The 13407-nt window shown below is 71.0% G+C and carries 13 protein-coding genes; 8 read left to right on the plus strand and 5 right to left on the minus strand.

Annotated elements, in window-relative coordinates; all coding sequences use genetic code 11:
• Positions 1–139 precede the first annotated feature (139 nt).
• The 3 genes from ACQPXG_RS27665 (at position 140) to ACQPXG_RS27675 (ending at position 3651) form a co-directional block, all read left to right on the plus strand.
• Positions 140–1072: an NAD(P)-dependent oxidoreductase gene (locus tag ACQPXG_RS27665; RefSeq protein WP_433462034.1), complete on the plus strand. Its 933-nt coding sequence runs from the start codon at positions 140–142 to the stop codon at positions 1070–1072.
• Positions 1073–1209: 137 nt separating this feature from the next.
• Positions 1210–2349 carry a serine hydrolase domain-containing protein gene (locus ACQPXG_RS27670; protein ID WP_433462035.1) on the plus strand — a complete coding sequence of 380 codons (1140 nt, stop codon included), beginning with the start codon at positions 1210–1212 and terminating at the stop codon, positions 2347–2349.
• A gap of 153 nt (positions 2350–2502) precedes the next feature.
• On the plus strand, positions 2503–3651 hold the full coding sequence (locus ACQPXG_RS27675; RefSeq protein ID WP_433462036.1) for a serine hydrolase domain-containing protein: 1149 nt from the start codon (positions 2503–2505) through the stop codon (positions 3649–3651).
• Between the two features lie 153 nt (positions 3652–3804).
• On the opposite strand, the gene ACQPXG_RS27680 is transcribed toward ACQPXG_RS27675, so the two are convergent.
• Together ACQPXG_RS27680 and ACQPXG_RS27685 are read right to left on the minus strand one after the other, a co-directional pair.
• Positions 3805–5382, minus strand: coding sequence for a serine/threonine-protein kinase (locus tag ACQPXG_RS27680; RefSeq protein WP_433462037.1), 1578 nt, complete (start codon positions 5380–5382; stop codon positions 3805–3807).
• 215 nt (positions 5383–5597) lie between these two features.
• Complete coding sequence (locus tag ACQPXG_RS27685) at positions 5598–5789, minus strand: hypothetical protein (protein WP_433462038.1); 192 nt, start codon at positions 5787–5789, stop codon at positions 5598–5600.
• Between the two features lie 171 nt (positions 5790–5960).
• On the opposite strand from ACQPXG_RS27685, the gene ACQPXG_RS27690 reads away from it, so the two are divergent.
• The 4 genes from ACQPXG_RS27690 (at position 5961) to ACQPXG_RS27705 (ending at position 9715) form a co-directional block, all read left to right on the plus strand.
• Complete coding sequence (locus ACQPXG_RS27690) at positions 5961–6548, plus strand: RNA polymerase sigma factor (RefSeq protein ID WP_433470063.1); 588 nt, start codon at positions 5961–5963, stop codon at positions 6546–6548.
• The gene (locus ACQPXG_RS27695; protein WP_433462039.1) at positions 6545–7285 is read left to right on the plus strand and encodes a hypothetical protein; all 741 of its coding nucleotides are present in this window, start codon (positions 6545–6547) and stop codon (positions 7283–7285) included. The genes ACQPXG_RS27690 and ACQPXG_RS27695 overlap by 4 nt, the downstream gene beginning before the upstream one ends.
• 105 nt (positions 7286–7390) lie before the next feature.
• Positions 7391–8632, plus strand: a complete 1242-nt coding sequence (locus ACQPXG_RS27700; RefSeq protein ID WP_433462040.1) for a PP2C family protein-serine/threonine phosphatase — start codon at positions 7391–7393, stop codon at positions 8630–8632.
• 162 nt (positions 8633–8794) lie between these two features.
• Positions 8795–9715, plus strand: a complete 921-nt coding sequence (locus ACQPXG_RS27705; protein WP_433462041.1) for an aminoglycoside phosphotransferase family protein — start codon at positions 8795–8797, stop codon at positions 9713–9715.
• Between the two features lie 116 nt (positions 9716–9831).
• Here ACQPXG_RS27705 and ACQPXG_RS27710 read toward each other — a convergent pair whose 3' ends face one another.
• Positions 9832–10596 (minus strand): enoyl-CoA hydratase/isomerase family protein, encoded by a 765-nt coding sequence (locus tag ACQPXG_RS27710; RefSeq protein WP_433462042.1) that lies wholly within the window; start codon positions 10594–10596, stop codon positions 9832–9834.
• Between the two features lie 281 nt (positions 10597–10877).
• On the opposite strand from ACQPXG_RS27710, the gene ACQPXG_RS27715 reads away from it, so the two are divergent.
• Positions 10878–11429: a dihydrofolate reductase family protein gene (locus ACQPXG_RS27715; RefSeq protein ID WP_433462043.1), complete on the plus strand. Its 552-nt coding sequence runs from the start codon at positions 10878–10880 to the stop codon at positions 11427–11429.
• Between the two features lie 63 nt (positions 11430–11492).
• Here ACQPXG_RS27715 and ACQPXG_RS27720 read toward each other — a convergent pair whose 3' ends face one another.
• The gene (locus tag ACQPXG_RS27720; protein ID WP_433462044.1) at positions 11493–12161 is read right to left on the minus strand and encodes a response regulator; all 669 of its coding nucleotides are present in this window, start codon (positions 12159–12161) and stop codon (positions 11493–11495) included.
• Positions 12158–13282, minus strand: coding sequence for a sensor histidine kinase (locus ACQPXG_RS27725; protein ID WP_433462045.1), 1125 nt, complete (start codon positions 13280–13282; stop codon positions 12158–12160). Before ACQPXG_RS27725 ends, ACQPXG_RS27720 begins: the two co-directional genes overlap by 4 nt.
• Positions 13283–13407 lie beyond the last annotated feature (125 nt).

The raw sequence follows: 13407 nt of genomic DNA on the forward strand, positions 1-13407 counted from the left end.
GCAACGTTCGGGTTCCGGCTGGCAGGAAGGTGGGAACGGCCGGTGGCCGTGAAGACGGGCACGTGCCTCGCAAGCGAAGCTGGGTGAGCGTCGATGGGGACGACCGAACACAGACCGGCCGAAAGGGGAGCAGATGGGAATGACGCAGTTCGATCCGGAGGCGCTGGGGCAGACCGGTGTGGAGATCACCGGACACCCCACCATCGGGTTGGTGGGCTTGGGGCACATGGGCGGCGCGATGGCCGAGCGCCTGCTGGCCGCCGGGTACCCGGTGCACGGAACCAGCCGGACGCCTCAGCGGGCGCAGTCCCTGCTGTCGCAAGGACTGCGCTGGCAGGAGAGTCCGCGCGCGGTCGCGGAGGCGTCCGATGTCATTCTCAGTTCCATCCCCGATGACGAGGCTCTGGAGGCGATCGCTTCGGGACCGGACGGCATCCTGGCCGGACTCACCCCCGGCACGGTCTGGGCCGACATGAGCACCGTCAGCCCCCACACCAGCCGCCGGATCGCCGCGGAGGCCGAGGCGCGCGGTGCGACCATGCTCGACGCACCGGTGTCGGGCAGCGCTCCGCAGGCGGACACCGGGAGCCTGACGATCATGGTGGGCGGAAGCCACGCCGGCTACGCACTCGTCGAACCGATCCTGCGCGACCTCGGCACCCCCGCACACGTGGGCTCGAACGGGCAGGGGCTGGCCATGAAACTCGCGATCAGCATCAGCCTCGCCGCCCAGATGGTCGCTCTCGCGGAGGGCCTCGTCCTCGCCGAGCGTTCGGGTGTCGACCGCAAGCTCGCCGCCCGGCTGATGGCCGACAGTGTGATCGGCTCACCTTTGCTGAAGGCACGCGCCCGGCTCGTGCCGGACGTACCCGGAGAGTCGTCGTTCGAACTGCGCCTGCTGCGCAGGGACCTGGAACTGGCGCTCGATGTGGCACGAAGGCTCCAGATCCCGCATCCCACCGCCGACCGCACCGACGAAGTACTCGGTATCGCCGCCGCCCTCGGCTACGAGCGACGCGACATCGCCGCCCTCATCGAGGTCCTCGAACAGATGACCGAGGACCCGGCCTGAAGATCAACACGGGACCTCCCCAGCAGGGCACCGTGGACAACGCGCGGGGGCGATCGCCGATCTCCGCGCCGCCGGGCGATGACTTTCCGAGGTGCTCTGAGTCTCCTCATCGACGGCAAATGGGAGAGGGTGGACGGATGACCGGGCTGCGCGATGTCCTGCAGGGGTACGTGGACGACGGGACGCTGGCCGGAGCGGTGGGCCTGGTGGCTCGCGGCGACCACGTCGAGGTGGAGGCCGCCGGGTCGGCCGACCTTGAACGCGGCACCGCGATGGCCCGGGACTCGATCTTCCGGATCGCCTCGATCACCAAGCCGATCGTCGCCGCGGCGGTCATGCTGCTGGTCGACGAGGGCCGGATCGCGCTGGACGACCCGGTGGGCAAGTGGCTGCCCGAGCTGGCGTCGCCGATGGTCGTCCGCACGCCGCAGAGCCAGATCGACGATCTGGTCCCGGCCGTCCGCCCGATCACGGTCGAGGACCTGCTCACCTCCCGCGCCGGCCACGGCTGGCCGCCGCCCGAGCTGATGACGGTGCCGCAGGTCGCGATGCTGGCCGAGCATGGGCAGCAGAAGTACGGCCGCGACCCGCAGTACGTCTCGCCGCCCGATGAGTGGATGGCCGCCTACGCCGAGATCCCGCTGCTCTACCAGCCGGGCGAGGCCTTCCTCTACAACACCGGCTCGGACCTGCAGGGCGTGCTGATCGCCCGGGTGACGGGCCGTACGCTGCCCGACTTCATGGCCGAGCGGATCTTCGAGCCGCTCGGGATGAAGGACACCGGGTTCGCCGTCCCGGCCGCCGACCTCGGCCGCTTCACCGGCTACTACGGCTCCGGTTCCGGCGGGCTGGAACTGCTCGACGGCCCCGACGGGCAGTGGAGCACCATGCCCGCCTTCCCGTCCGGCGCCGGTGGCCTGGTCTCGACCGCCGACGACTGGCTGGCGTTCGCCCGGATGCTCCTCGCCGGCGGCGGAGCGCTGCTGTCACCGGAGTCGGTGCGGCTGATGACCACCGATCACCTGACCCCGGCCCAGCGCCACGCGGGCACGCTGTATCTCGAAGGCCAGGGCTGGGGTTACGGCGGCTCGTTGGACGTCGAGCGCATCGACCCGTGGAACGTCCCGGGCCGCTACGGCTGGGTCGGCGGCACCGGAACGGCCGCCCATCTCACTCCGTCCACCGGCACCGTCACGATCATGCTCACGCAACTGGCCGCCACCAGCCCCGTCCAGCCCAGGCAGATGCGCGACTTCTGGCAGTACACCGCCGCCTGACCAACTGCCATCGTCCCAGCCCAAGACGGCCCCGGACCCGGCAGCCGCGCCCGCTCGCCAGGGCCCCCATAGGGCTCGGGTGTGGTTTTCCGCAGGATGGGTGGGTGGCCGTCACCATGGGCCGAGACGGGCCCGCCTCCGTAGCGTCCACTCATGATCAAATTTTCCCGGTGGAGGGCGTTCGCGGTGTCCGGCTCGGTGGCGGCGGCCCTTGCGGCGTCCACGGCCATCCTCGCCGTTCCCGAAGCGCGTACGGCGCAGCCTCAGTCGAGCCGTACCCGTTCGTCCCAGGACGGCTTCCAGGAGACGCTGGACGACCTGGTGAAAAGCAAGGCGGCCACGGCCGTCCTGCTCCGTGTGCGAACTGCGGGCGGCGGCGAGTGGTCCGGCGCGGCGGGCGTGTCCGACGTCCGCACGGGACGGCCCGCCGATCCGGCCGGGTACTTCCGGATCGGCAGCGTCACCAAGACGTTCGCGGCGACCGTCCTCCTGCAACTCGTCGACGAGGGACGGCTGCGGCTGGACGACCCTGTGGCCGAGCACCTACCCGGCGTCGTCCCGGACGGCGAGCGGATCACCGTGCGGCAGGTCCTCCAGCACACCAGCCTGCTTCGCGACTACATGAGCGACCCGGGATGGTCCACCAACCGGTGGCGCGGGGCGGAACGGTTCCGCGGTTACAAGCCCGATCAGCTCCTCGCGCAGGCGTTCCGCACCCCCGCCCAGAATCCCCCGAATGTCACCTGGAAGTACTCCAACACCAACTATGTGATCGTGGGGCTGCTGATCGAACGGCTGACCAGGCGACCGTACGGCAAGGAGGTGGAACGGCGGGTCCTGCACCCGCTCCGGCTGACCCAGACGATCGTCGCCGGCGACCGGCCCGGGCTCCCCCTCCCGCACGCGCACGGCTACGCGCTGCTGCCGGACGGGCGGACCGTGGACGCCACCCGCATGAACCCCTCCCTCGACTGGGCGGCAGGAGAGATGATCTCCACCACCCGGGACCTCGGCCGGTTCCTCGACGGGCTGCTCGGCGGGCGGCTGCTGTCCCCCGCGACACTCGCCGCGATGCGCGACACGCGGCCCACCGACGCCGGGTTCGCGTACGGACTCGGGCTCCAGGAGTTCCTGTTGCCCTGCGGCAAGCACATGATCGGGCACAGCGGTCAGCTCATCGGCTACACGACCTACGCGCTCCGCTCCGACGACGGACGGCAGATGAACCTGTCGGTCAACCTCGGCTCCGCGCCGCCGTCGATCGACAAGCTCTACGCCCTCGCGGGCAAGGTGTTCTGCTGAGACCCGCACCGGCACGTCACGCAGGCCGACCTCGGGCTCCGGTCCGGGCTCGGCGCCGGCCGTGGTGCCGTGATGCCGTATGCCCGCCGGTGACACGAAACCGGTCCTCGCCAGGGCGCCGCAGACGTCTGTGCGGGCCTTCGCCGCAGTCGCTCAGCTGGCCCTGGCGGGGATGCGGACACCCTTGCTCAGAGCGGCGTCGTGGAGCACCACGGAGATCGGCTGTGCCGTGGCGGCGATCTCGAAGATCAGCAGGCCACTGAACTTGTCGCCGGGAGTCAGCACCTTGGCCGGCACGGTGTTGCGCGCATCCGCGAGGCCGCCCTGCAACATCGCCCGAGCCTCGTGCGACGAATCGCCGTCGTCGAACATCTTCTGCTGGTCCCCGGAGAGCGTGCGGGCCTTGCTCCCGTTGTTGGTCACGGTGATCCTGACGCGGCACAGCTTGTTGCCGTCGTAGGGCCTGAGGCCGCGCACGGTGACGCCACAGGAGACCGACGACGCCACGAAGGTGAACTGACCGTCCCTGGCGGGCTTGTTCAACTGTCCCTCGACGGGTTGGAAGTACCGATATGCCGCGACTCCTGCGACAACGAGCAACGCGGCCACCACCGCGAAGGCGATCAGGCAGCCCATGCAGCCACGGCCGCGTCGCCGCCTCGGGGGCGCCTGGGGCGCCGCCGGAGGCTGCGTCCACGGTGCCGGATGGGGCGGCGGCATCGGTCTCGGCGGCATCGGGGCCGGCTCGTAGACCCGGGTCGGAGTCCGTACGCCCTGCGGCGGGGACGGGGGGATCCAGGGCGGAGGCAGCGCCTCGGCCTGCCAGTTGCGGGTCAGCTCGGCGTCGACGACGGCCTGTGCCGCGCTGGGCGACGCCGCCGCGGGTGCCGCGCCGCCGACCAGCGAGAGCAGCAACTCCTGGGCTTCCGGGCGACTCGCGGGGTCGGGGTTCAGGGCACGCTCGACCAGCGCTCGCAGCGGCTCGGCCAGGCCGGTCAGGTCGTGGTCGCCGTTCTCGGCACGGGCCGCCATCGTCATGACCGTGCCCGTGCCGTGCGGGTGGCGTCCGGTCCCGGCGAAGGCCACCAGGCAGCCCCACGCGAAGACGTCGGCCGCCGTGGACACCTCGCCGAGCAACACCTGCTCGGGGGCCATCCACCCCGGCGTGCCGACGACGAACCCGGCCTGGGTGTGCCCCGAAGCCGCGTCGGTGGTCCGGGCGATACCGAAGTCGATCACCCGTGGACCCGACACCGACAGCATCACGTTGGGCGGCTTGAGGTCCCGGTGGATCAGCCCGGCGGCGTGGATCGCGGTCAGCGCCGCCGCCACCCCCACCGCGACGCCGTGCAGGGTGCCGTCCGGCAGCGCCCCTCCGGTCTCGATGTAGTCGTCCAGCGGGGTGCCGTCCACGTACTCGGTGACCAGATAGGGCCGCCCGACCTCCTCACCGTGGTCCAGCACCTTCGCCGTGCAGAACGAGGCCACCCGCTGGGCGTTGCGCACCTCGTCGCGGAAACGGGCCCGGAAGCCCTCGTCCGCGGCCAGCTCCTCGCGAATCACCTTGATCGCGGCGTACTGCCCGCCGTCGTCCCGGCCCAGGTAGACGGCGCCCATGCCGCCCTCGCCCAGCCGGCCGACCAGCTCGTACGCTCCGATGACCGCTGGGTCACCAGGCCGGAGCGGCTCGCTTCTGCTGGGCAGTTGCGTTCGCCTTGTCTGCTCCTGCACTGGGCAAACCCTTCTCTACACACACGATCACGCCACGGCCAAGGCAAACCTATCCAACTCGCGGGGCCGGAGAAGGCGATGACGGAAGCCAACGCACCGCGTACAACGAATGGTGCGTCTATGGTTTGCAATTCTGGCGACAACCGCTTGCGGGCGCTCCCGCCGGCCCTCGGCGTTGACCGGGGCGGTGAACCGCACGCCGCTGTCCTTGGTCTTCAGGCAGGCCACGAAGCCGGTGCCGGTGTAGCCGGGGTGGTCGGTGCGCTCACGTCGGCGAGCGGGAACCCGTAGAGGGCGAGACGCACGTCCTGGAGGGCCATGAGGCGCTCCCCGTCGGGCACCTTGGAGGCGGGCAGCCTCCACTCGACGGTCCGGGTTCCGCCGCCCGCCACGCGCACGCGCCGCATGTCCGCCACTCCACGCGTTCGCGGTTCATATGTGCACTCTCCTGTGGGGGTGGGTGGAGGGCCCGGAACGCTCCACAACAGGTTCCATGATCGTAAGTTGGCGATCGTGGCCGGATCCAGCCGGCCGCGATCGACCGACCCGCGCGGTGTAATCGATGGGCTCTGCCGGACATAGAAGGGCATCACGAGCGAGCACCGAAGGAGACACGCGCGGGAGATGATCAAGATCGTTTCTCCGATCTCTACGCCGCCCACTATCGGGACGTCATCCGGTTCGCGGCCCGCAGGATCGATGCCGACCAGGCGCGCGACGTGGCCGCCGAGACCTTCCTGATCGCCTGGCGGCGGTTCACCGAAGTCCCCGGCGATCCGGCCGAGCGTCTGCCCTGGCTCTACGGTGTGGCCCGCAACGTCCTGGCGAACCAGCGGCGCGGCGAGCGGCGCCGGCTGCGCCTGGGCGCGCAGATCGGGTCCGCCGGGCGAGGGAGGTCCGAGGCCGACCCTGCAGGCGAGGTGGCGGCGTCCCTGGACGTGCGGGCCGCGCTGGACGGGCTGTCCCCCCGTGACCGCGAGGTCCTGCAACTGGTGGCCTGGGAGGGCCTGGAGATCGCCGCGGCCGCCGCGGTCGTCGGCTGCTCCCCCAAGACCTTCGCCGTGCGGCTTCACCGCGCGCGGCGGCGGCTGGAGAAGGCCTTGGCCGACCACGGCGCGGGGGCCCGCGGACGGCAGAGCATCGAGATGAAGGAGGCACGGTCATGACGACTCAGGACCAGGCACACGTCCGGCGGCTCCTCCAGGGCACCGACCCGCTGGACCCCGGCGCGTACGCCGAGGCCGCCGACGACCCCGAGGGGCGCCGCACGCTCGCCAGCATCCTCGCGGACCCCCGGCGCCGCCGTCCGCACCCGCGTCGCCGCCGCTGGCTCGTGGTGACCGGTGGAGCCGTGGCGCTGCTGTCGGTGGCCGGGGCGGCCGGGGCCGCGGGCGTCACCCCCGCCGGCGTGGTCGCGGGGCTGTTGCGGGGCGAGGAGCCCCACACCACCTGGGGCAGGCTCGACACCTCCAAGGCGCGCATGGTGATCGAGGCCCGTGGGCCGGGCGGCACGCTGGCGCAATGGTGGTTCGCCCCGGGTGCGAAGGGCGGCGGCTGCACCTACATGCGCAGCGTGACGGCCCGGGGCACCTCCGACGGCTCGACCATGTGCGGCGGTCCTCCCGGAGTGCTGCCCGCACGCGACGAGCCGCTCAGGATCGACTACGCGCCCCTGGTCGAGGGCTGGATGGGGGTGGCGGGGCGTGCCGCACCTCCGGCGACCCGCATCCTCGTGACGTTCGAGGACGGTTCCCAGGAGCTCGTTCCCGTACGCGCGGACGGCTACTTCATGCAGATCTTCAACCGTCCGCAGCGGCCCCGGCCCGAGACCGTGGAAACCGCCGCCCTGGACGCCGAAGGCCATGTCCTCCGGTCCGAACGAGTGGTGGCCGGTACGGCCTGACATAGCTGGTCTCCGCGGGCTCTGCAGCGGCCTGTAGCGGGTATTTGAACTGGGAGAACTAGCCTGGAAGGGAGCGGTTCCGGCACCGGCGGGGAGGCGACGGTGATGGCGGACATCGATTACGCGGCGCTGTTCGCCGCAACGCCCAGTCCCTACCTGGTGCTGGACCCGGACCTGGTGATCGTGGAGGCCAACCAGGCCTACCTGGACGCAACCGCCCGCACCAGGCAGGACCTGATCGGGCAGCACCTGTTCGAAGCGCTGCCCGTCAACCCCGCCGACCCCGAGTCCAGCCGGGTGCGCACCACTCTGAACGCCTCGCTGCACCGGGTCCTGGCCTCGCGGCAACCCGAGACGACGGCGGTCCTGAAGTACGACCTGCCCCTCGGGAACCCGCCCGGGGCGTTCGGGGAGCGGTGGTGGTCGGTGATCAACACCCCGGTTCTGGGGCCGGACGGACAGGTCATGTGGGTCATCCACCGGGTGGAGGACGTGACCGAATATGTCCAGACCCATGCCACCGGCGACCAGCCTCGCTCTCGTCGGCTCACCGAACGCGAGGCCATGGAGGCGGAACTGTTCGGGCGGGCACGCATGCTGCAGGAGCTCAACGAAGAATTACGCCAAGCTCACACACGCGAACGCGAAGTCGCCGTGGCCCTGCAACAGGCCATGCTCTCCGTGCCCGACATGGACCAGCACCCTCACATCGCGGTGCGCTACCTACCCGCCACTCGATCACTCAACGTGTGCGGCGACTGGTACGACGTGGTCGACCTGGCCGACGGCCGCTTCTCGGTGGCGGTCGGCGACGTCGTCGGCCACGGCCTGCAGGCCGCCGCCGTCATGGGCATGCTCCGCAGCGCGCTCAGTGCCGCCATCCGCGCGCTGGAACGGCCCGCCCAGGCCCTGGAGGTACTGGGGCTGTACGCCCGATCGGTGGAAGGCGCACTGAACACCACCGCCTTCAAGGTGATGGTGGACCAGCGCAGCCACCTGCTCATCTACAGCAACGCGGGCCATCCGCCCCCGGTGCTGGTGCACCCGGACGGTAGTTGCGAGCTGCTTGACCAGGCCCTCGACCCGCCTCTGGGCGCCCGCCCCGAGCACGTTCCCCGTCCCCAGGCCGGTCAAGAGTACGACCCAGGAGACACCCTGGTGCTCTATACCGACGGGCTCATCGAACGCCGCGATGAAGACATCGACGCAAGCCTGGCCCACTTGACCAACGCACTCGGCCGCACCAGCAACCTCAGCCCGGAACGCATGGCCGACGCACTCCTGGCCCAGCTCGGCGTCGCCACCGGAACCCGTGACGACATCGTCCTCGTCATCATCCGGCTATGACTCCGATCGGTGGGCTCAGAACGGCCACGGCGGTCCCGCGTCGGCCATGATCATGTCCGCGTAGAGTGGGTTCATGCTTTGACGCCTGCCCGGCACTCGGGCACCTCCGCGATCTCCTTCGTCCACCGCACCTGATCCTGAGCTGACGAAGGAGAACTTCCCATGGCCAGATCGGTGTACATCGACGTCCCGGGCGGTTTCGCCGCGTCTTACGGCGCGCAGGGGGCCGAGGCGCGTGCGTGGATCGCCGAGCTGCCTCGGCTGGGCAGCGAGTTCCTGGACCGGTGGGAGTTGCGGCCCGACGGTCCGCTCGCATACGGCATGGCCTCGCTGGTCTTGCCCGTGCTTCGACGCGACGGGACCCCCGCCGTCCTGAAGCTTCAGCAGCTGCGGGAGGAGACCGCCGGCACCGCCACCGGCCTGCGGGCGTGGAATGGCGCCGGTATCGTCCGCCTGCTCGACCATGACGAGAACAGCGCCACGCAGCTGCTGGAGCGGCTGGACGCGGCCCGGCCCCTGTCCTCGGTCGTCGACGAAACCGCGGCAGTGCAGGTCCTGGCTGAGCTCATGGCCCGGCTGACCTCGGTGCCCGCCCCGAAGGATCTGCGGCGGCTGTCCGACATCGCCGCCGCCATGCTCGACCAGGTCCCGCAGGCGGTCCTGGGACTGCGCGACCCTGCCGAACGGCGGCTGGTGCGAACCTGCGCGTCCGCCGTGGCCGAACTGATCGGCGAACCCGGCGACCGGCTGCTGCACTGGGACCTGCACTACGACAACGTTCTCGCCGGAGAGCGGGAACCCTGGCTGGCGATCGATCCCGAACCGCTGGCCGGCGACCCCGGATTCGAGTTGCTGCCCGCACTGGACAATCGGTGGGACGAGGTGGAGGCCACCGGTGATGCGGCTCGCGCGGTGCTCCGGCGCTTCGACCTGCTGACCGAAGCCCTCGGCCTGGACCGGGAGCGAGCAACCGGCTGGACTCTGGGCCGCGTGCTGCAGAACGCCCTGTGGGACATCGAAGACGGCAAGACCGCACTCGAACCCGCCCAGGTCGCCATCGCCACAGCCCTGCTGCGCCGCTGACCGGAAGAGGGTGGCGCCCCTCAGGCACCGCGGCGGGCGGTGGACATGCGGATGGCGGCCAACGCGGCGGCGAGCGCCACGGCGGCCGGCGAGAACACTTGGCGAACCGGCCCGGCTCATTCCCTGTCGGAACCCATCGTTCGTTCCATGAAGGTCCGGATCCGGCCGTCGGTCGCCGCCGTCGTCCACAGTTCCACCGTGGCGGGCTCGGCGATACGGTCGAGCCGTTCGTTCGCCTCCTGCCGGACCTGCGCCTTGGTGTGGCGGAAGGTGTCGGCCGGGATGTCGGCGGCCATCCGGCCTGCGACGGCGAGCGCGCGGTCCAGCAGAGCGTCCGGTTCGCTCAGCTCGTCGACCAGCCCCAGCGCCAGGGCCGCCTCCGGCCTGTGGTTGGCACCGTCGAAGATCACGCTGCGGGCGGCGACCGGTCCCAGCGCGAACCGCATGATCTCCAGCGCCGAGGCGGGGAACGGCACCCCCACCCGCAGCTCCGGGACCCCGATCGTGCCGCTCCCGGCGGCCATGATCCGGCGGTCGCAAGCCGCGGCGAGCACGCAGCCACCGGCGATCGCGTGCCCGTTGACCGCCGCGACCACCGGTTTGCCCAGGTCGAAAACGGAGCGGAACGCCTCGCTCAGCGCGGGCAGGAACTCGGCCACGTACGACGCGCCGCCGTCGACCACACGCTTGAGGTCGACACCTGCTGAGAACGCCCGTCCGGCGCCGGTCACCACCACGGCCCGGACGGGCCCCTCCCGGTCGTCCAGATCACGCATCGTCTGCCCGATCGCCCGGCACAGCTCCAGATCCAAGGCGTTGACCTTGCCATGGGCCAGCCGTACGACTCCGACACCGTCCACCACGTCGACTTCGATCACCACGTTCCCTCCCACATCCCGGCTCCACCGAACCCACGGACGGTTGTAGCAGCCTCGTCGGGGCCGGCCGGATCCAGGCCGGTGTCGGACAACCGCGCCGGGGGCGGGGGTGTGAGCGGCCATGATCGGTTAGCTTGCCCACGCAGGTCCGTCCGACGCGTCGGCCGGAAATCAGGAGAAATCTTCGACGGCATGTCGATCCACCGGGACACCGTTCGACCTGTGATTGACGGGACCCGTCCAGGGCCACCCCCCCCCCCGCACACGAGCAAAGGAGCATCCCGATGGGATTCATCAAGTCCAGCCTCTTCATCTCCCTCGATGGTGTGATCGAATCGCCGGAGACCTGGCACTTCCCCTACTTCGACGACCAGATGGGCGCCGTCGTCGGCGGGTTGATGAACGAGACCGAGGCGACCCTTCTCGGCCGCCACACCTACGAAGGGTTCGCCTCCTACTGGCCGGACGCCGACCCCGCCGATCCGACGACCAAGGTCATGAACAGCGCGCGCAAATACGTCGTGTCGAACACGCTGACCGAGGCGGGATGGGAGAACTCCTCGCTGATCAAGGGCGATGTCGCGGCGGAACTGACCCGGCTGAAGGCCGACACCCGGCTCGGCACGACAGGCAGCGCCACCCTGGTGCGCTGGATGCTCGAGCAGGGCCTGGTCGACGAGCTGCACCTGCTCCTGCACCCGATCGTCGTCGGGCATGGCGCCAAACTCTTCGCCGACGGCGCCACCGTGCCCTTGAAGCTGGCGTCCTCGACGACCTTCGAGGCCACCGGCGTGGTGCACCTCGTCTACACCAACGCGGACGCCCCCAAGGACTGACCCCTCGGTCCAGCGCCCGAGAAGCCACCCAGACGCACCGACCTTGCGAAGGATCGAGCCCGTCTACTCTCGGCGGGTCGGGTGGACGAGGCCGTGGTCGTAGGCGAACACGACCGCCTGGATTCGGTCGCGGAGGCCGAGTTTGGCGAGGATCCGCTTGACGTGGGTCTTGGCGGTGGCTTCGGCGATGTGGATCTGCCGGGCGATCTCGGCGTTGGACAGTCCTCGGGCCAGGTGAAGGAGCACCTCGTGCTCGCGGTCGGTCAGGCGGCCGAGGCTGCGCCGGACGTCCTGGCCGGGTGGCGGGGGCGAAACCCGGGCGAACTCGGTCAGCAGCCGCCGGGTCACCGAGGGGCCCAGCAGGCCCTCTCCCGCGGCGACCGTGCGGACGCCCTCGATCAGCGTCTCCGGCGGTGTGCGCTTGAGGAGGAACCCGCTGGCTCCGGCGCGCACTGCCGCGAAGACGTACTCGTCAAGTTCGAAGGTGGTCAGGACGAGCACCCGGGTGGGTCCGTCCTGCGCGGTGATCTCGGCGGTCGCGGCGACGCCGTCCTTCACCGGCATGCGGACGTCCATCAGGACGATGTCGGGCCGCAGGTGCCGGGCGAGCCGTACGGCCTCGGCGCCGTCGGAGGCCTCGCCGGCGACGGTCATGTCCGGCTGCGTGCCCAGCATCATGCGCAGGCCGCCGCGCATGAGCTCCTCGTCGTCGGCCAGCAGGACGCTGATCATGACGCCTCCGCGGGGATGCGGGCGTCCACCCGCCAGCCGCCGGGCGTGGCCGGGCCCGCCTGGCAGGTTCCGCCGAGCCGGTGGACGCGGTCGCGCATTCCGTTCAGGCCGCGTCCAGGACGGTGCGGTCCGGCGGCGCGTCCGTCGTCGGAGACTCCGATCACGATGTCCTCCCGGTCTCGGAACAGCCGCACGCGCACCGTGCCGGCGGAAGCATGCCGGACGATGTTGGTCAGCGCCTCTTGGACGACCCGGTGGACCGTTTGCGCGACCGGATCACTGACCTCGCCCAGACCGGCATCGATCGCGATCTCGGTTCTCAGATGACCCGGCAGTGTGGCGACCAGGCGGCGCACCAGGACGTCCAGATCGAGGCAGGGCGGATCGGCCTCCAGCAGCCCGAGGATCTGGTCCAGGTCGGCCATCGCGGTACGGCCCACGTCCTCGATCTGCTGGAGGGAGGTGCGGATCTCCGCGCGTTCGCCGCCGAGCGAGAGCCGGGCGGCGCCGGCATGGGTGACCATGACGGTGACCGCGTGTCCGACGGCGTCGTGCAGTTCGCGTGCGAGCCGGGCCCGCTCGTCCGACAGCGCGTGCCGCCTTTCGGCCCGGGCCCGCTCGACCTCGTGCCGGCGCAGCGCACGCGCCGCCTCCCAGCGCGACCGCGCGGCGTCGCCGGCAAGCCAGGCAACGGCGTGCAGGACGGCGCCCAGCACCAGCGCCTGGACGCTCTCGGCCGCCAGTGCCGGCAGGACCACGGCCACCGGAATCGCCATGACGAGCAGGGCCCGGGGGCGCGGACGGGTCTGAGCGACCATCGTCAGGCTCAGCGCGGACGCCGCGGACAGATTGGTGAGCGGCTGTCCCGCCACGGCCACGGCGACCGTGGCGCCCGCCGAGGCGAACAGCGCGACGGCCGGCGCCGACCTGCGTCCCGCGATCGCCGCGAACCAGACGACCGCGGCGACCCGCATGACGGCCGGGCCATGCCAGACCGACGCGGTTACATCGGACGGCCCGATGGGGATGACCGCCGACACGTAGGCGACCAGCACGTCCACGGCGATCCAGCGCCACCGGCGGTCGGCCGCCCGATCCGGCCGCCACCCGTCGAGGTTCACGCTGATCAGCGTAGAGAACGCCGCGTCCCCGGGGAATCGTCCGCGGGAATGGCCGTCCGTACCCCCGGCGAGGTACGAACCGCCTTCCCCGTGGGGGACGATTCCGGGCCTCCGCCGTTCCTACC

The sequence above is a fragment of the Spirillospora sp. CA-128828 genome (genome assembly GCF_050945415.1).
In the GTDB taxonomy this organism is placed as follows: domain Bacteria; phylum Actinomycetota; class Actinomycetes; order Streptosporangiales; family Streptosporangiaceae; genus Spirillospora.